This is a genomic window from Pullulanibacillus camelliae, from assembly GCF_014642655.1.
GTDB classification, from domain to species: domain Bacteria; phylum Bacillota; class Bacilli; order Bacillales; family Sporolactobacillaceae; genus Pullulanibacillus; species Pullulanibacillus camelliae.
Genome location: NZ_BMIR01000003.1, coordinates 66,185 through 85,788 on the forward strand (window position 1 = coordinate 66,185; position 19,604 = coordinate 85,788).

Here is a 19,604-nt window from a genome sequence, read left to right on the forward strand (position 1 = left end):
ATAGGGTTCCCGAAGGCGATGGGTGCTGTCGGGAATCCTATTTTTCACGTTATAGGGAGCACGCGGAATCTTTATAATGATAAGGGGACTATATACAAGGGGTGAGGTTAAGAAATGAATGATAAAGATTGGGTGTTATTAACGACGCTTAACGAGGAGCGTAATATCACAAAGACTGCGGAAAGACTGTTTATTTCTCAACCGGCGCTTTCATATCGAATTCATCAATTGGAATCCTATTTTAAAAGCCAGCTGTTTATACGTAATCGTATGGGGCTTCACCTTACACCCCAAGGGGAAGTCGTTGTGCAATATGCGCAAAAAATGCTTAAGCAGTTGGAGGAAACAAAGGAAAAGCTCCAGAAAATGGAAGTGAAAGTCAAGGGGACACTGAAGCTTGGTGTATCTTCGATTATCGCGAGGTATAGGCTTCCTAAGATGCTTCGGAGATTTTTAAGTCAGTATCCTGAAGTGGATATTAATGTTATTACGGGATTCAGCTCAGAGATTGAACAGATTTTGACCGATGGCGATACACACATTGCGATCATGAGGGGAGAGCGTCCTTGGCATGAGCAAAAGTGGTTATTATCGAAAGAGCCGATTCTCGTTGCTTCTAAAACGCCTTTAGAAATAAAAAATCTTCCCTCATTAGCACGCATTTATTATAAAACAGATTCTTCTTTGAAGTCCTTGTTGGATAGCTGGTGGAAGGAAATCTTTCAAGAGCCACCTATTATTACGATGGAGGTTGATAATCTCGAGACCTGTAAAGAAATGGTTAAGACGGGGCTGGGCTATGCCATCCTGCCAGAAGCATGCTTGGAGGATGAAAGGGAGTTATTTACTTATCCTCTTCATCATCAATCTGGAGAGCTTGTTGAAAGAGAGACGTGGGTATACTGCCGAGATAGCGCCATGCAATTTGCTGCAGTCGCTGCCTTCTTTGACTTTTTCAAGGATTATCAATTAGATGAATAAGGTGTATAAGGGCTGAGGCAAGACTATAACAATTCGATCGAATTCTGATCAAGAAAGTTTTAAAAGGATAGGAGCTAATACGAAGCGCTTCATGACATACTCAAAGCCCGAACGCATTCCCTTCGGAATCTTGGATGCGTTCGGCTTCTCCATGAACTGAGTACTTCTGTCCTGTATCCAGTGTTGCCATGAGGTGACTACTTCTGTTGCATTTTCCTTTAGATTTTAATTGCTGTTTACTTTTTGTGCATATCGTGCAGCGGATTCTCCTGCTAATCTTCCGAAAACAGCTCCGGACATTAAGCCGGACCCCCCTGGATAGTTATGGTAAAAAATGCCTCCAATCATTTCGCCAGCGGCAAAGAGACCTTCTATAGGGTCGCCAGAAGAGTTAAGCACTTCTCCAACAGTATTGGCGTGAACGCCGCCAAAGGAGAAAGTGACACCACAAGTAATAGGAAAAGCATAGAACGGGGCTTTATCAATGGGTAAGGCCCAGTTGCTCTTTGGAGGGGCGATGCCGAGTGTCTTTTTTCCATCTTTGACTGTCGGATTATAGGGGCCCTCTTGAACCGCTTGATTAAACGTCTCGATCGTTTTTAAACATTGTTCTTTATTGACAGGGAGTAAATCAATGAGTGCTTCGAGTGTCTTAGCCTTGTATACAGTTGTTTCCTCCAGTTCATATTCCTTGCGAAGCATGGGGCGGACTTTGGCATCAAAAATTTGAAAAGCGATATGTCCAGGTTGCTTGAGGACCTCGCGTCCGTATTTGGCATAGGTATAATTTCGAAAATCTGCACCCTCATCAACGAATCTTTGTCCCTCTTTATTGACCATGATGCTATAAGGATAGGAATGCTTTTTAAAAATATCGCCTGGCTTTGTGAAATCTCCCACTTTAGGAGCGTTAGCGTCTGTTCCAATCGAATGACAGCCTGACCAGTCCCCATGAGGTGCTGCACCTACTTCCATGGCCATTTTGAGGCCATCACCTGTATTATATTCAGTCCCGCGAACGATCGCATGCTCCCATTCTGCACCAAGGTATTGGATGCGCATGGCTGTATTGGCTTCAAATCCACCGCAAGCTAGAATAATACTGCTGGCCTGAATTGTTAACCTTTTCCCTTCTTGTTCAACGATGAGACCATTGACTTGATTATTTTCTGAAAGTAATTTAACAGCCCGAGACGCATACCAGACTTCAATCCCGAGAGCTTTGACTCGTTCATTTAATTGTTTAATAAGACCGACACCTTTATTATTTGTTTTAACAGGTAACCCGCCCCAAAAGTGATGCTTCCCTTCCTCTTCAAACGATTGGTTCTCATAGTTTAGTTCAAAGGTGATGCCGTTATCCGTCATCCATTTGATGGTTTCATAGGATTTCTCTACTAATTGTCGAGCTAAGGCTGGGTCACTTTTACCTTTAGTCACTCTCATGAGATCGTCGTAATAATCTTCCTCACTATATTCAGGAAGGGTAATTTTTTCTGCTTCTTCGTCAGATAAGCTTGGAATAACCTGGCGAATTGCGTCGAGGCCCCTATAAGCAAAGCGAATGGCACCATCAGTAAAAAAGGAGTTACCACCGCGTTTATGTTGAGGACCACGTTCAAGAACGAGAACACGAGCCCCCTTCTCGCGAGCGGAGATGGCAGCGCATAATGCTGCGTTACCGGCTCCTACTACAATACAATCGTAGTTTAATTGAACCATTATAAACATCCTCCTTGTTTTTAAATTAAAGATTAAGAACTGCCCGTATCTTGTGATTAATGTTAATCCATCCGTTAAGATAAATAAAATACAGATTTTTGAGCGATATATATAAAATTTTTTTATATTAAAACTTGCTATAAGCGTGAAAAAAATTTAGATTAGAGGAGCACTCCGTTATATGGGATATATAAATATGTACGGACGAGGGGACTAGAGACAGCAATAGAGGACTCGTATACAATGGGAGAGACCTGCTTTAAAAATATGAGTAGTAAGAAGGGTAAGATGTTAACACTATGCTTAGAAAGTGTTATAGAAAGGAAGGCGAGAGAATATGACAGAAATGTGGCCATTTTTATCGATCATGAAATCATTTTTAAAAACAGCTTGGGAACATGCCCAGTTTGATACACCAACAGAGATTCAGTTACAAGCAACCCCTTTGGTATTGGCAGGTGAGGATGTCATTGCTGAATCACCGACTGGAACAGGAAAAACACTTGCTTACTTATTGCCACTGTTACAGCAAATTGATCCTGATGCCAACCAGCCACAGGTGGTTATCTTAGCCCCTTCGAGAGAACTCGTCATGCAAATTTTTGATGAGGTCAAAAAGTGGTCAACAGGAAGTGCCATCAGAAGTACTTCTCTCATTGGTGGTGCAAACGTAAAGAGACAAATGGATAAACTCAAAAAGCATCCGCATGTCGTCGTAGGAACCCCTGGGCGACTGTTAGAGTTAATTCACATGAAAAAGCTGAAAATGCATGAGGTGAAAACCGTTGTATTAGATGAGGGAGATCAGCTTCTTGTAACAGAGCATTTAGACACCGTTCAAAGCATTATTCATGCGACATTAAAGGAACGGCAAGTGCTAGTATTCTCCGCTACCTTGCCACAATCAATCGAACAGGAAGCCGTAGCATTGATGCATAAGCCTGCTGTTCTTAAGGTTGAAAGACAAGCTGCAAACCATGTAGAGCATCTCTATTTTGTCTGTGAACGCAGAGATAAAGTAGATATGCTTAGGCGACTTGTAAAAAGGGCTCCTTTAAGAGCCTTAGTATTTGTGAATGATGCCCATTCTATTGAAGGGCTGGCGGCAAAGCTAGAGTACAAGGGTGTCTCCTTAGAAGTGCTTCACGGACGTTCATCAAAGGCGGAACGAGAACAGGCATTAAAAGGCTTCCGTTCCAGTAAATATGCGATATTATTAACGACTGAGGTAGCTGCGAGAGGCTTGGATATTAAGGGACTGACGCATGTCATTCACTTTGATTTGCCATTGGAGTCCAGTCAATACTTGCATCGCTCGGGTCGGACAGGAAGGCAGGGGGCATCTGGAACCGTGGTAGCACTCGTCACTCCTAGGGAGGAGCGCAACCTCAAGAAAATGTGCCGTGAGCTGAAGCTACCTGTTCATAAAAAGGCTTTATTTAAAGGACAAATTGTAGATGGATCAAGACAAAAAAATAACACATAACAGACAAGGGATAAAATAAAATCAGCGTTGACACACGGATGTGGTTTTAACCGAAGGTCCCACTTGGAAAACCAGAGCGTCTCCGTTTGCTTGATGAGATCTTAGCAAAAACTTTTATTCTAGCCTCTTTTTAGATAATTTTTTAAATGGAGGCTTAATTTGTTGTGCTCTTTCATATACCTTGTATTGTGATATGATTATAGAAGTGATTTTTTGCACTATAAAAAAACAGGCCATAACAGCGCCTGAGGCATTTGTTTCTTCATTTTAGCCAGTATGGAATGAAGTGGAGACAGCCATGTTAAGTTTTTTCTAAAAAGAAGGGGAAAATGCAATGCAAGCTTTAAACAACCAAACGATGACACCCAAAAATGATCCTTGGGAAGCGTACCTTGATGTTCAGCAATTTGGAGAAATGCGTCTGACGAATGTGGAGTTTACAACAACAACACTTTGTAATATGCGTTGTGAGCATTGTGCGGTGGGGTATACACTTCAAAAGAAAGACCCTGATGCGCTGCCCGTTGAGGTGATGATTCAGAGTTTGGAGAAGGTACCCTATTTACGTGCGCTAAGCATAACGGGTGGGGAGCCAATGCTGTCCTTATCATCGGTAAAAAACTATGTCGTCCCAATATTGAAGTATGCGCATGAACGTGGCATACGGACACAACTCAATTCCAATCTTACATTGGATCTTAAGCGCTATGAATTAATTCTTCCTTATTTGGATGTCTTACATATTTCACATAACTATGGTGGTGTGGAAGATTTTACAGATATCGGGTTTGGGGCCTCCGAGAAAAAACCACCTTATGATGTCCGAGCAAAATTCTTTGAGCGCATGGTTAAAAATGCCAAAGCCTTAAGTGAACGCGGGGTTTTCATCTCGGCTGAAACCATGTTGAACAGTCGGACCTTGCCACATCTTGAAGCGATACACGATCAGGTGGTTGCTATGGGGTGTCAGCGTCATGAAATTCATCCGATGTACCCTAGTGATTTTGCCAGTCACTTAGTCATCGCATCTCTTGACGAGATTCGCGAAGGGATTCATCGTTTACTCGATCATCGTGATGAACGTGTTTGGATGCTATTTGGCACCTTGCCTTTTTATCCATGCAGCCCGAAACCGGAAGATTTACAGTTACAGTCTCGTCTGCGCCAGGCGAAAAATGTGTCCGTCCGGAATGATCCGGATGGAAGATCACGTCTTAACGTCAACATCTTTGATGGTGAAATTACAGTGACAGATTTTGGAGATGTTCCTAGCTTCGGTAATGTCCGTGATACAAAATTGACCGATGCCTACGCTAAGTGGTGTGAAACAGAAATAGCGAAAAGTATTCATTGCCACTGTCCTGCCGTTCAATGTTTAGGCCCTAACTTACTCGTTAAGGATGCCTATTATCAAGATGTTGATTTCACAGAGCGCAAGGCGCAAGTTTTATAAAGTAAAATGCAAATGCTCGTCATTCTTCTAAAGGATGGCGGGCATTTTATGTTTTGCCAGGTACATGAGTAGGGAGCAGATGGTATTGTTGCTTTTGTCAACTAAGGGGTGTATACTCATCCTAATTATTCGATTGTTATGGAGGCTTTGTGTATGGATATGCGTTATTACACAGAAAAAATCTGGGAATTCAATAAGTATTATGCTCAGATTCTCGCACAAATCGATCAAGGTGTTTATAATGGTCCTTTTTCTTTAAATGAAACGGGGATTATGTTTATGCTACATGACAAAAAAGGCTGCACCGCTACGGCGGTTCGAGAAAGGTTAGGGCTTGACCGTGGGTACATGAGTCGAATGATCCAAAGACTTGAAGAAAAAGACATCTTATACAAGGAGTCATCATCACAAGATAAGCGCCAACAGCTTCTTTTCCTAACGCAGAAGGGGACCCATACACTTGAGCATATAATGGAAAAGATCACTCAGAGCATCAGTCAAAAGATTGAGGACTTGTCTAAACAGGAGCTTGATCGATTGGTCATGGCAATGGAGACTCTGAGACTCATGGATAAAGGGGCATCATCTTTTAAGGAAAATGAAGTGATCATCCGTCCTTTTAGGCCAGGAGATATCGGTTATGTCGCACATCTTCATGGCAAGCTTTATCATCAGGACTATCACTTCGGACGGATGTTTGAATACTACGTGATGAAAGGATTAACGGAGTTTATGGTGAATGCTAATGATGGCGAGCTATGGGTCGCGGAGGTCAATGGCACCATGGCGGGGTCGATTGCCGTTACCAAAGCTGAAGAAACGGTGGCTCAACTCAGATGGTTTATATTAGATGAGCACTATCAAGGACTAGGAGTGGGGACAAGACTTTTAGAAACGGCGCTTGAGTTTTGTAAAATCAATCATTTTCATCATGTCTTTCTATGGACGGTCAGCGTTTTGGAGGCCGCTCGGCATCTTTATCGAAAATATAATTTTAAATGCACGCAGGAAGTGCCGAATGTGGAATGGGGAGAAACCAAATTGGTTGAAGAACGCTGGGAACTGGATCTGTTAAATCATTAGTCTTTAACTTTTGTTGAAGAAGGGCTAGGGGAGTGGAAATATGATCGATGCTAGTGTGAAGAATGAGCTGCTGAAAAAATATGGTGCCGATGAACTTATGCAACTCACTGGGGGATTTACTAATGCTGTTTATTTGCTGAAAGGAACGACCCCTTTAATGGTGGCCAAAATTGCACAATGGTCAGATGGTGACAGCGATAATGAAGATAACAACCTTAAGTTCTTAAAGGAGGCAGAATTTACCCCAAAGTGGAAGGATAGTTTTTTTATTGGCCCAGTGCGCGTCAGTATTTTTTCTTATGTAGAAGGCATTAATGGACAAGCCTTGCTTGATACGGGAGATTTAGAGCGCTCAATTGCATTATTTAGTGACATGGGAAAGCTGCTTGCCACACAGATTCATTCGATTCCCTTTACAGGCCAAGGTCTTGGGCTTAGACAAGCTGACTATGAGGCCAGTCCATTCGTTAAGTTGGATGATGTTCCTCAGGAGCTGGTGCAAGCAAGTTTAGCATTGTTAGCCCCTTTAAAAGCTTCACTAAAGAGTGAGTGGACGTTTACCCATGGTGATTTTGGTTCACATAATATTCTGGCGCATGAACGGAGGCTCGCGGTGATTGATTGGGAATGGGCGGAGTGGGGGCATCCTCTTGTTGATATCGCCTGGACGTGCTGGAATACCGCATTGCATTATCCCACCTTAGCTCCACAGCTTAACCCTGCCTTTATTCAAGCCTATCAAAGGAATCGTCCTTTGGTCTTTACACCTGAATTATTAAAGAGTTGTGTTATCTATAAATTAGGGATGATATTGTTAAAGGTCAAGCAGGGAGATGAAAGCACGAAGCAAAAATGGATATCACGTCTAGCCTGGACATTAGAGCATGAATGGGTTTAGGAGATCGCTGTTCATATTCTGTTCATAAACCCTTTATATAATTTAGCTACAAATTGATAAGGGGTTGGAAAGTACATGGCACATGCTATATCAAATAAACAAGGGATGGCCAAGTTACAAAGCAATAAAATCATGGTCATGATTGGTCTGATCATTGGACTTATTTTCTCTGAATTGGATGAGACAGTAGTGAATACAGCGATGCCGACGATCATACGTGATCTGGGTGGCCTGTCTCTTTATGGCTGGGTGGCTGGTATCTATATGCTGACCATGTCTGCATTCATGCCTATTTTAGGTAAACTGGCGGATTTGTTTGGCAGAAAACGCATTTACTTAATTTGTATGAGCTTTTTCATTGGTGGGTCTATTGTCTGTGGCTTATCGCACTCGATGACGTTATTATTAATTGGTCGGGGCATTCAAGGTGCAGGGGCAGGCGGATTAATGCCACTTGCTATGACCATCTCTAGTGATCTTTTTCCTGTTGAAAAACGCGCCAAAATACAATCGTTGATGGGGCCAATCATGTTTATTCCCATGCTGCTTGGACCCGTAATGGGTGGCTACTTTGTGGATCAGATTAACTGGCATTGGATTTTCTTTGTGAACATTCCCGTAGGTGTTATCGCTGCTTTATTTTTGGCCGGCGGATTGCGTGAGATGCCTAGTAAGAAAAAAGTTGTGATTGATTGGTCTGGTGCCTTTTTGTTGATTGCATCCATCGTTTCACTCTTGATTACCCCTGTGCTTGTTGATAATGAGGGGTACGCTTGGTCGTCACCTGTTATTCTTAGTCTGTTAAGTATAGGTGCTCTTTTACTGGGGGTTTTCGTCTGGGTAGAATCAAAGGTAAAAGAACCTATTGTTCCTTTGCACCTTTTTAAAAATCGCAATATTTTAGTGCTTTCTATGATTGTCTTTACGGTTGGCTTTGGGTTGATGGGGTCCTTCTCATCGTTTCCTTATTTTGCTCAAAATGTATTAGGATTGACACCAACAGAGGCTGGCTATTTAACCTTGCCACTAATGGTGGGAGCAATGGGTTCGGCAATGGTTTGCGGCTTTCTTTTAACGCGAGTGCGCTATCGTGAATTATTCGGTCTTGGTTTTATTATGCCGGTTATCGGGTTTTACTTGTTCTCCCATTTCCTAAATATCCATACAACAATTGTAGAGATCATCATTTTCTTTGTCATCACTGGCTTGGGATTAGGTGTCTTGTTTGGTGGAGATAACTTAATTGTACAAGAGTCCGTTGAGGAAGAGCATAAAGGGGTCGCTTTGGCAACTGTACCATTATTCCAAACGATTGGGGCTACCGTTGGTGTGAGTATTTTTGGGACGTTGTTATCTTCCACGCTGACATCTAAGCTGAGTAGCCTGGGTGGGAAGCTCCCTGCTAGTATGTCTGAACATATGAATGATTTAGCTGCTGGTGGTATTCCCAAAGGGTTACCTTCATCACTAGTCACCACAGTAAAAGCATTGTTTGTGGAGTCCTTTCAGCATATCTATATGTATTCATTCTTAGCTGCAGTTTTGGCCTTTATCTTGTGCTGGTTCTTGAAAAAAGAAGTGCTATCGACAAAGCCAAAAGAGGAGACAGGGGCATAAGCTCATTTTAAACCACGCAATCTTAGGATTGTGTGGTTTTTAGATAGCAGTACATTTTCTTCTATACAATGCCTCGTTACTGAGGCTAAAACCAATGGTTTTGTGAGGACCATTCTATTACACTATGGCTTTAAATAGGGTTGATGATCCGTTCATACATATAATAAAGATTCAGCAAATCAAATTGTGGCTAAGAAACAAGGCTACTATAAATGGGTATCCGTATGGATTGCAAGGATGAAACAAGGTTTGAATCATCCGTAGCAGCATCCGCCAATGCTTATTTTGCTTTGTAAACTATATTGCTAATAAAAAAGTGAGTGTCTGCGATAAGCCTCTATCGCTGAACTCACTTTTTTGATAATGATCTAAAAACATTGAAACTGTAAGATTTGATTTAAGTTTATACCAAAAAATCCCCAATTTCGTCCATACCACCTAAACCCAGCAACTGAACGCGGGCCGACAAAGATTGGGAAGAACCAGAATTGCTGGTTCCCTCTCGTCCAGATGTAGGTCCATCGAAACAAGCAGCCGCGAATGGCACCAGGATCAATTGCAAAGGGTGCTGGCTGTCCAAACCCGTGTAGAGTCTGCAATTGTGGTGTAAAAGCGGGCGGCGGTCCGGGTGGCTGTTGTCCTGAAGAAGGTCCTGTTGTCGGTGGGGGACTTGGGAAGCCACCAGGAAACCCGCTGGGGAAACCACTAGGAAATCCGCCTGGTAAGATTCTTTCTGGGTAAGCCCCTTCATAGTAATAGGTCTGCATGATCATGTCTCCTCCAAAATGTGCATGTGTCTCTTTAAAGTATTGTGGAAAAAATGTAAGAAAAACTAAGACTTTCACCATTAGGCTTGGCGACAAGTCAAGTTATTCTATTCATTAGACTATGCAATAAAAAGAGAGGTGTTCACGGATGTTTGCTAGCGCTTTTAAAGAATTATAAACCTGGGGCATTCATGAGTACCACTCTCCAGCCATCAGGATCTTCGATGGTAACCCCGCTTTTTTCCCAATAAGGATTCTCTGGAGGTACTGATGGGTAGCCCATGGCTGCCAAGCGTTCAACGATCGCATTTCTAGCTTGTCGGTCTGACATGTATAAAACAAGTAAATTATCCTTCGTTGGTGCAGGGCAGGGGCTCCCATTCTCGTGTTCGGTGAATTCAAGCTGATAGTGAGGATCTGGTAAGCCAAAGACTTTCCCTTTGTAACCTTGATGCCCCTCGAAGGCAGCAACAACCTTTAACCCTAATCCTTCTTGATAAAAACGCACAACGTCATCGAATTGATTAGTGGGTCGGGCAATACGCAATTGAGTGACAGGGAGAGCTTTAGACCAGGCTTGTGAACCATTAATGATATAAGGAAGTGAGGGAGGCTTAAAGCAAAAGCTTTTATCAGCGTCTACATCAATAGTTATGGGATGAAGGGTTGCCTCTTTGTTCGTAGGAAACCATGGTCTACCTAGCTTTGTAAGAACAAAGACACCCTCTTGATCACCATAAAATTGAAAGGTATCTGAGCCTTCATTATATTGATTGGAAAGGGGGCCTAATCCTTTCTTAATTTCTTCAATATTGGGTAACGGCATACCTATCTCTACAATTTTAATCCAAGGTGATGAGGGGCTAGAATGGTCAACCTCTGTTCCTAATATTTCCACAATATTACCATCAGGATCTTTAAAATAAAATTGCTCGGCTTCCCACATAGAGGTGTACCCACGATGTAAGGTGTGTCCCCTTTTAGTGACTTGAGATACAATGTCTGCAAAGGAACGAATGTCCATTAAGCAAGCAAAATGATAATATGGTGCCTCTTGCCCCTGTCTAAAGGTTATAAATGAATCACCTACTTGAACCATAAACGAATGCTCTCGCTCTTGTACGAGCTCCATAAACAGAATGTTGATATAAAAATTCTTCATTTCATCAAGATGAAAGGCCTCTAATTGGATATGGCGAATACGCATAACTTTTCATCCTTTTCTAAATATTTATCCCCATTTTAATTTATATGATAAGAATGGTAGCGGCAAGTTGAACGGGAGGGTTCGACAACTTTTGGCTTAGAAGGCTAAGAGAAGGAAGATATATTTTGGGGAACATATGTTTGATTTTGTGTTGTGTAATATGCTATAATAATAAAAAAAGGGAGGGAATGATATGACTGAAGCATTGCTGAATAAGCTGTTTGATGAAATCAAGGAAATGAAGGAGAATATGCTCACCCGAGATGACTTAACAACCTTTGCAACAAAGGATGATCTCGCGAATTTCGCAACAAAGGATGACTTAGCGAATTTCGCAACAAAGGATGACTTAGCGAATTTCGCAACAAAGGATGACTTAGCAAATTTCGCAACAAAGGATGACTTAGCAAATTTCGCAACAAAGGATGACTTAGCAAACTTTGCGACGAAGGAAGATGTTGCGGATATTCCGTACATTAAAACAGCTGTGAATGAATTGTCTGTAAAAGTCAGTGATTTGACTGAGAGAGTAGATATCATAGAGAAGGAAATGGTTCGAAAAGCTGACCTTCAATTTGTTTATCACAAGCTTGCTGAGCACGATCGCGAAATTTTTAATCTCAAGTATCAGTCTTAACCCAACCACAAAGAGAAAATAAATCCCTTTTTTGCCGGCCGCATCACTTGGGCTGGTTTTATTTTTGAGGAAAAATATAATTTGAAATGTTTTATTATTATCAATTTTTATTTATTCATGTTAGAATGAATTTCATGATAAATGTATGCTGCGCTGTTCCGTCCTTAAAGAAGAAATTCCCCGATTAACACCTTTTCTCTTTTTGTTATTTTTGATTAAAGAACTAAAGAAATAAAATTTATTTAAAATTTATTTAAAAACATAGTTAACATATCGGAATAGATATGGTTAAATAGAAATACATAATATAATGAAAATTTATTTTAAATCCTTTAGTCCGTGTATGAATGGTATGGATTCCTTTGTGAGGTGGATATCTTTGCAGTTACAGGTAATGAATAGTCCTTTTAATGAAGAACAGGTTGAAGCGCTTAATCGCCTTTTACCCACGCTAACGGAGTCGCAAAAGATATGGTTGAGTGGGTATTTAGCCGCTTCCCAATCTCAAGTAGCGGCATCCGCAGTCATAACCCCGGATACTGTAGTGCAGGATCAGCGTGTTGCTGAGACATCGCCTCAAATTGTGAATGCTGAACAGTCTAAGACTCGGGAAATAACCATCCTCTTTGGCTCAGAGACAGGTAATTGCCAAGCGCTTTCGGAAGACTTGCGGACAAAGTTAGGTGGATTAGGTTTTAAAGTAGAGCTTTCTGCGATGGATGATTTTAAAACCAAAGGGTTGAAGAAGGTTCAAGATTTACTCATTATAACAGCAACTCATGGGGAAGGAGATCCTCCAGATAACGCCTTATCCTTCTATGAGTTTTTAAATAGTAGAAAGGCACCAAAACTAGAGGATGTCCGTTTTTCGGTCCTGGCTTTAGGGGATCAGTCTTATGAATTTTTCTGTCAAACGGGAAAGGACTTTGATAAAAGGCTTGAGGAGCTTGGAGCTAAGCGTCTATATCCAAGAGTAGATTGTGATGTGGATTTTGATGACTTAGCTGCAGAATGGACTGAAGGGGTTTTAAATGAATTAAAGGCTTCGCAATCTGAGGCGACTGGCGGTTCTACAATTGTGGCGCAAGAGTCGTCACCATTGGGGACACCCTTGCAGCAATCCGCTTATTCTAGAACCAATCCTTTTAAAGCAGAGGTCCTAGAAAATTTAAATCTCAGCGGCAGAGGGTCTAATAAAGAAAATCGTCATCTTGAGTTATCTCTTGAGGGATCGAATTTAGAATTTGAACCAGGGGATAGTCTTGGAATTTATCCCGAAAACCATCCCAACTTAGTGGATGAAATCATTGAAGAAATGCAGTGGAATCCTGATGAACTGGTCGCTATTAATAAATTAGGTGATGTGCCCTTACGTGAAGCCTTGCTTTCTCATTTGGAAATAACGATATTAACGAAGCCTTTAATGGAAAAGGCGAGTCACCTAACGCATCATAGTGCTCTTAAGGAGCTATTAGCACCAGGGCAGGAAGAAGCGTTAAAGGCCTATATGGAGGGAAGGGATATCCTGGATTTGTTGAGGGATTTTGCTCCTTGGGAAACCTCTGCTCGAGAATTTGTGAGCATCCTTCGTAAGATACCTGCTCGTCTGTATTCCATTGCGAGCAGCTATAAAGCCAATCCAGATGAAGTGCATTTAACGATAGGGACGGTAAGATTCCATGCTCATGGGCGGGATCGAATGGGGGTCTGTTCTGGACAATGTGCGGAACGAGTCAAGCCAGGAGATCGATTGTCTGTCTATGTCCATCGTAATCCTAATTTCCGGTTACCATCTGATCCAGAGGCCCCGATCATTATGATTGGACCGGGGACCGGCGTTGCTCCATTTAGAGCCTTTTTAGAGGAGCGGGAGGAATTGGAAGCTCAAGGTAAATCTTGGCTGTTCTTTGGGGACCAGCATTTTAGAACAGATTTTCTTTATCAGGTTGATTGGCAAAGATGGTTGAAAGAAGGGGTACTGACAAAATTGGATGTGGCGTTCTCCAGGGATACTGCAGAAAAGATATATGTCCAGCACCGCATGCTGCAAAAGAGCAAGGAGCTCTTTCAATGGATACAAGAGGGCGCCAGTCTTTACGTATGTGGTGACGAGAAGCACATGGCCAAAGATGTTCAAGACGCATTGTTAACGATCTTCCAACAAGAAGGTGGCATGAGTTTTGAAGCAGCGGAAAGCTACCTAACGGATTTACGTAAACAAAAGCGGTATCAACGGGACGTCTATTAGTCTTAGATAGAACTTAAGACACAATGAGAGGAGCTTATAAAATGGTTAAAGAAGATATCTTGAACCGAAATGGTAAGCCCAGCGATAATGAACGTATTAAAGGTGAGAGCCGCTATCTCCGCGGTACGATTGCCGAAGGGTTAGAGGACCCGATTACAGGAGCAATTTCAGAGGATGATAATCAATTACTTAAATTTCACGGCAGCTACCAACAGGACAATAGAGATCTAAGAAATGAAAGAAGGCGTCAAAAGCTGGAACCCGCCTATCAATTTATGATTCGGGTGCGCAACCCAGGAGGCGTCTTTACCCCGCAACAATGGTTAGCTATGGATGAGATTGCTCATAAATACGCGGATCAGTCGATTCGGTTGACAACACGGCAAACGATCCAGTTTCATGGCATTTTGAAATGGAATTTAAAGAAAAGCATCCAGGATATGAATAAGGCTTTAGTAGATAGCATTGCTGCCTGTGGTGACGTGAATCGGAATGTGATGTGTAACCCGAATCCTTATCAATCAGAGATACATGCTGAGGTTTACGAAACCGCAAAGCGCATTAGTGAACATCTCATGCCTAAGACTAAGGCTTATCATGAAATTTGGTTAGATCATGAAAAAATTATTGATAGCCGTGAATCTGAGGAAGAGATTGAACCCATCTATGGGGCGCATTATTTGCCAAGAAAATTCAAAATTGGTATTGCAGTTCCCCCATCAAATGATATTGACGTGTTCTCTCAAGATTTAGGCTTTATTGCTATTTTAGAAGATGGTGAAGTGAAAGGCTATAATGTCTCTGTGGGTGGAGGCATGGGAATGACTCATGGTGAACCGTCAACCTATCCGCAAATTGGGCGTGTTATTGGTTTTATACCTAAGGATAGGATCATAGAGGTAGCTGAGGCTATCGTGACGATTCAGCGTGATTATGGCAATCGTTCAAATCGGAAAAATGCGCGGTTCAAATATACAATTGATGCCCGTGGTCTTGATTGGTTAAAGAATGAACTTCATGATCGACTGGGTTGGGAGCTTGAAGAGGCACGTTCCTATCACTTTGATCATAACGGTGACCGCTATGGCTGGATTAAAGGGAATGGCAAGTGGCATTTTACTCTGTTCATTCAAAGTGGAAGAATTAAGGATACTGAGGGTTACCAATTGATGACAGGGTTACGTGAGATTGCTAAGGTTCATAAAGGCGATTTTCGTTTCACAGGGAACCAAAATCTTATTATTGCTAATGTTAGTCCGCAACATAAAAAGAAAATCTCGGCACTGATTGAAGAATATGGCTTAACGGATGGTAAGCATTATTCCGCTTTAAAAAGGAATTCAATGTCCTGCGTGGCTTTCCCAACCTGCGGGCTTGCTATGGCTGAATCTGAGCGCTATCTTCCCACCTTGCTCGAGAAACTGGAAGAAATATTAGATGAAGCGGGGTTGCGTGAAGAGGATATTGTGATTCGGATGACGGGCTGTCCAAATGGATGTGCACGACCTGCTCTTGCTGAAATAGGGTTTATTGGCAAGGCCCCCGGTAAGTATAATATGTATCTTGGTGGTGGCTTTGCTGGTGAGCGCTTGAATAAACTCTATCGGGAAAATATTGGGGAAGAAGAAATTCTGAGCACCTTACGGCCGATCCTTTTAGCATATGCTAAGGAGAGACAGGACGGCGAACATTTTGGGGATTATGTCATCCGGGCTGGGTATGTTGAAGCCGTACATTCTGGTTTAGACTTCCATCATACGCATGTTAGCGCAAAATAATGTCAAGGAGAAGCCCCTAAGTGACTGATTTTTAGTCACTTGGGTGCTTCTCTTTTTGTTGAAGCAGGGAGATTTTTAGATGTTGATAGAGTGGCGGTGTCCTGCAACAAAAAGGAGGGCAGGTTAACAAAAGCAACCCTCAAAATAACAAAAGACATGGCTCATTTAGCGAATAACCACTCAATTTAGCAAAAAGGAACCAAGGATGTAAGGTTTCAAATCATAGCCTGCCCGTAACGAAAAAGAGGGACAAGTTAACAGGAGCCCTCGCAAAGCAACAAAGGACAAGACCTTTTAACAAAATACTTCCTCGGCATAACGAAAGGCTGGTACCACGGGATGGCAATTCCTATTAACCACTATCTGTAAGGGAGTACCAGATGTTTTTTAATCTTATGGGTTATCGCTGCCTCGGATGATAGGCAGTGTACAACAGCGAAAGGATCCTCCGGATTTAATGATTTCGGATAGATTGATTTCTATAACTTCAAAGCCGCGGGCACGGAGCGCCTTATTAACCTGTTTGTTGACAGGTAAGCTTAATATCCGATTGTTGCCAATAGCTAGCACATTGGTTCCAAGGGTGAACTGTTCTTCTTTTGTTACTTCAATCAGCTCATATTTGGAAGCAAACAAGGCCATATTCTCTTGCGTTAAGGCTTCTGGAAAGACTAAGGCAACATCTGGTGAAATGACATTAAATACACAATCAAGGTGCAGGTATCTTGCTTTAAATGGGATGGCGATGACCTTGAATTGAGTTAAGAGTGTTTGCAAATGTTCTACAGCACGACGTGTGGTGCGCTGGCTCAAGCCAATGTAGATGGTTTCCTTATCAACGATGACATCGCCCCCCTCAATTCTCTCCCCGATCAGATTGTAATAGGAGATAGCTTCGTCCTCAAGCCATTCTTTGAGGATATTTTCCTCTCCTTGTCTAACCTTACTGGCCATTTCCGCAACAAAAATAGTAGGTCCGATTGTAAAACCGATGTCGCGAGTGAACACTTGCTCAGGGAATTTTTTGTAATAGGGCAATAAATGCACGGTAATACCATACTGGCGTAAGGTGTTGATAAAAGCGGTATGCTGCTGAATAGCTCGCCCCACATTAATACCCTCATCAAGAAAATGCTCCTGTGTGTCATTGATAACGTCACGGATCGTCATATGTTGGGGAGAACAGACAATCACTTGCTGTAATGGATCATATTCACTAAAACAATAGCTTTTAGTCATGGGTTGAGATGCCATGCTTCATTCCCTCCTCATCGCTTGGAACATTATCCATAAGATAACCGATAAGTGTGGGGATTAAACCATAGGAGAAATTGTAATCCTCTTGTGAAGGAAACTGAAGAAGGGTGTCGAACTCTAAAAAAGGACCGTTATGAAGGGGAGAGAGGTAATGGAGGCGCATCAAGAAATGTTAAAAACGAATAAAGAAGGCTGGGAACAAGCTGCTGAGCGCTTTTTTGGAAGAACAGCTCTTCCAGACTATGGACCTTTTGCTCCAAGTGAGCAGCAATTACATTTGTTTGGTACGTTAGCTCAGAAAAAGGTACTAGAAATTGGATGTGGGAGTGGGCATTCCTTGCAATATATGAAAAATCAGGGGGCGGAGGAGCTTTGGGGCCTTGATCTCGCGAGTAAGCAGATTAGTGCAGCAAAAGCACTTTTAGATGAGCAACAAGCAAAAGTGACCCTATTTGAATCACCAATGGAAGCTAATCCGGGAATACCTTTGAATTACTTTGATACGGTTTATTCCATTTATGCTTTAGGCTGGACGGTTGATTTAAAGCAAACTTTAAGGCATATTTATGCGTATTTAAAGCCAGGGGGAACATTTATTTTCAGCTGGGAGCATCCAATTCATGATCGGCTGTCGTATAACGAGGACTTATCTGCTTTTGTCTTCGATAAGCCTTATACCGTAGAGGGGCCAGAACTCAATGCAGGCTGGCATCAAAGTGTATATATTTATCATCGTAAATTAAGTACTTATATCAATGCATTGCTTGAGATGGGTTTTAAATTGGAAAGAGTTATTGATGACGTGGTATTTCCAGAGCAAGCTGCTGATGTCTCGAGATGGTATTCCACAGCAAAGGCGGAGCTCCTCCCAGCAACTTTTATCGTCAAAGCAAGAAAATAAGTGAACGAGGGGATCAGCAATTATTCGCTATCATTAATGAAGAGGATCGTGTCTAACAAGGGACTATCGATTTGATATATAGGAGAATATTACAAACATGATGAAGAGGCACCTTCTGCTATTATCAACCATATTAAGCAAGAATTATAAAGAGTGGCTTCTATCTAGGAGCTTAGTCAGTGCTCAAATAAAAATATATATTTTACATTTTTTGGTGCGTGCGCATAATCTACTCTTCGCTAACGCATGATAACTCTAAAAAATGATAAGGAGAACGTTTCTGTCATGCCATCAAAACAGCAGGCTCCAAAGGATCAAGCGATAGATAGTACGCTTGATATCCTCCGAGAAGGGTATCTTTTTGTGCAAAATCGCTGTCGAGAGTTGCAATCAAATATCTTTCAAACAAGGTTATTAGGCAAAGAAGCGATTTGTATCAGTGGAAAAGAGGCAGTAAAAATTTTCTACGATAATGAAAAAATAGAGCGTCATGGTTCGGTTCCAAAGCGGATACAAAAAACGTTATTTGGAGAAAACGCGATTCAGACCTTAGATGGAACGAAGCATAGTCATCGTAAGGATTTATTCTTATCCCTAATGACATCAAAACGTTTAGATAAACTAAAAAAACTAACGCGTCAGGAATGGAATGAAAGTTTAAATAAATGGGTGAATCAAGAGAAGGTGATTCTTTTTGATGCTGTTCAAGATTTATTGTGTCGTATCTCCTGCAAGTGGGCAGGTATTCCTTTAGAAGAAGCTGAAGTTAAGGAGCGGGCACGGGATTTTGGCAATATGGTTGATGCTTTTGGTGCCGTGGGACCTCGGCATTGGCGAGGAAGAAAGGCAAGGCAGAGGTCAGAGGAATGGATCACGACGCTTGTTGATCAGATAAGACGAGGTGACCTTAGTCCTTCAGAAGAAACGCCAGCCCATGTCATGGCCTTTTATCGTGATCCAAATGGTCAACTATTGGACTCACAAATGGCCGCTATTGAATTGATTAATATTTTGCGACCTATTGTTGCTGTTGCTAATTATATAACCTTTGAAGCACTAGCGCTTCACACCTATCCAGAGTACCTACCGAAGTTGAGAGACGATAAGGACTTGGCTCACTCTCAGTGGTTTGTTCAAGAAGTACGTCGTTTTTATCCCTTTACGCCGTTCCTAGGGGCTCATGTGAAACAAGACTTCGAGTGGGAAAACCAACGCTTTAAGCAAGGGACAATGGTCATTTTAGATGCTTATGGAACCAATCACGATCCAGTAATTTGGGAAAGTCCTGAACAATTCAATCCTGAGCGGTTTAAGCATTGGGAGTCAGATCCTTATTCCTATATTCCACAAGGGGGAGGGGATCCAAGTCTGGGCCATCGCTGTCCTGGGGAGGCGGCAACAATTGATATTATGAAGGTCAGCTTAGATGTCCTGGTAAATGGAATGAAGTATGATGTCCCAGAGGATCAGGATTTGACAGTGGACCTTGTTAAGATGCCAACAGTCCCAAAAAGTGGGTTTATTATCAGAGACATTTGGAAAAAAGCTCGGTAAAATACTTTCCTTCGA

General features: G+C 42.0%; 15 protein-coding genes. 11 read left to right on the plus strand and 4 right to left on the minus strand.

Translation table 11 applies throughout. The features are described from left to right. The first annotated feature begins 114 nt into the window (after positions 1-114). On the plus strand, positions 115-981 hold the full coding sequence (locus IEW82_RS04685) for a LysR family transcriptional regulator (protein ID WP_188689951.1): 867 nt from the start codon (positions 115-117) through the stop codon (positions 979-981). Between the two features lie 225 nt (positions 982-1,206). Here the strand turns inward: IEW82_RS04685 and tcuA are convergent, their stop codons facing one another. Further along, positions 1,207-2,703, minus strand: a complete 1,497-nt coding sequence (gene tcuA / locus IEW82_RS04690) for an FAD-dependent tricarballylate dehydrogenase TcuA (protein ID WP_188689953.1) — start codon at positions 2,701-2,703, stop codon at positions 1,207-1,209. Between the two features lie 337 nt (positions 2,704-3,040). On the opposite strand from tcuA, the gene IEW82_RS04695 reads away from it, so the two are divergent. The 5 genes from IEW82_RS04695 to IEW82_RS04715 all read left to right on the plus strand — a co-directional run bounded on the left by IEW82_RS04695 (position 3,041) and on the right by IEW82_RS04715 (position 9,240). After that, positions 3,041-4,189 (plus strand): DEAD/DEAH box helicase, encoded by a 1,149-nt coding sequence (locus IEW82_RS04695; protein ID WP_188689956.1) that lies wholly within the window; start codon positions 3,041-3,043, stop codon positions 4,187-4,189. 334 nt (positions 4,190-4,523) lie between these two features. Beyond that, a complete protein-coding gene (gene yfkAB, locus IEW82_RS04700) occupies positions 4,524-5,642 on the plus strand; it encodes a radical SAM/CxCxxxxC motif protein YfkAB (protein WP_188689959.1) in 1,119 nt (372 codons plus the stop codon). Positions 5,643-5,795: 153 nt separating this feature from the next. Beyond that, positions 5,796-6,725 carry a bifunctional helix-turn-helix transcriptional regulator/GNAT family N-acetyltransferase gene (locus tag IEW82_RS04705; protein WP_188689964.1) on the plus strand — a complete coding sequence of 310 codons (930 nt, stop codon included), beginning with the start codon at positions 5,796-5,798 and terminating at the stop codon, positions 6,723-6,725. Between the two features lie 40 nt (positions 6,726-6,765). Continuing rightward, complete coding sequence (locus tag IEW82_RS04710) at positions 6,766-7,623, plus strand: phosphotransferase family protein (protein ID WP_188689967.1); 858 nt, start codon at positions 6,766-6,768, stop codon at positions 7,621-7,623. 75 nt (positions 7,624-7,698) lie between these two features. Then, entirely contained in the window at positions 7,699-9,240 is a 1,542-nt protein-coding gene (locus IEW82_RS04715) for an MDR family MFS transporter (RefSeq protein ID WP_229672327.1), read from the plus strand. Positions 9,241-9,608: 368 nt separating this feature from the next. On the opposite strand, the gene IEW82_RS04720 is transcribed toward IEW82_RS04715, so the two are convergent. Together IEW82_RS04720 and IEW82_RS20285 are read right to left on the minus strand one after the other, a co-directional pair. Beyond that, positions 9,609-10,007 (minus strand): collagen-like protein, encoded by a 399-nt coding sequence (locus tag IEW82_RS04720; RefSeq protein ID WP_188689970.1) that lies wholly within the window; start codon positions 10,005-10,007, stop codon positions 9,609-9,611. A 172-nt stretch (positions 10,008-10,179) separates the two neighbouring features. Further along, the gene (locus tag IEW82_RS20285; protein ID WP_308422120.1) at positions 10,180-11,214 is read right to left on the minus strand and encodes a VOC family protein; all 1,035 of its coding nucleotides are present in this window, start codon (positions 11,212-11,214) and stop codon (positions 10,180-10,182) included. Between the two features lie 193 nt (positions 11,215-11,407). Here IEW82_RS20285 and IEW82_RS04730 point away from each other — a divergent pair, with 193 nt between their 5' ends. From IEW82_RS04730 to cysI, 3 genes are all read left to right on the plus strand, one after another. Continuing rightward, positions 11,408-11,851, plus strand: a complete 444-nt coding sequence (locus IEW82_RS04730) for a hypothetical protein (protein ID WP_188689973.1) — start codon at positions 11,408-11,410, stop codon at positions 11,849-11,851. Between the two features lie 379 nt (positions 11,852-12,230). Continuing rightward, entirely contained in the window at positions 12,231-14,099 is a 1,869-nt protein-coding gene (locus IEW82_RS04735) for an assimilatory sulfite reductase (NADPH) flavoprotein subunit (protein WP_188689976.1), read from the plus strand. A gap of 41 nt (positions 14,100-14,140) precedes the next feature. Next, entirely contained in the window at positions 14,141-15,877 is a 1,737-nt protein-coding gene (gene cysI / locus IEW82_RS04740) for an assimilatory sulfite reductase (NADPH) hemoprotein subunit (RefSeq protein ID WP_188689978.1), read from the plus strand. 393 nt (positions 15,878-16,270) lie between these two features. Here cysI and IEW82_RS04745 read toward each other — a convergent pair whose 3' ends face one another. Further along, on the minus strand, positions 16,271-17,131 hold the full coding sequence (locus IEW82_RS04745) for a dimethylarginine dimethylaminohydrolase family protein (RefSeq protein ID WP_188689983.1): 861 nt from the start codon (positions 17,129-17,131) through the stop codon (positions 16,271-16,273). Between the two features lie 154 nt (positions 17,132-17,285). Between IEW82_RS04745 and IEW82_RS04750 the strand changes: the two genes are divergently transcribed. Both IEW82_RS04750 and cypC read left to right on the plus strand, forming a co-directional pair. Further along, positions 17,286-18,035, plus strand: a complete 750-nt coding sequence (locus IEW82_RS04750) for a class I SAM-dependent methyltransferase (RefSeq protein WP_188689986.1) — start codon at positions 17,286-17,288, stop codon at positions 18,033-18,035. Positions 18,036-18,320: 285 nt separating this feature from the next. Then, positions 18,321-19,589, plus strand: coding sequence for a CYP152 family fatty-acid peroxygenase CypC (gene cypC, locus IEW82_RS04755; RefSeq protein WP_188689989.1), 1,269 nt, complete (start codon positions 18,321-18,323; stop codon positions 19,587-19,589). Positions 19,590-19,604 lie beyond the last annotated feature (15 nt).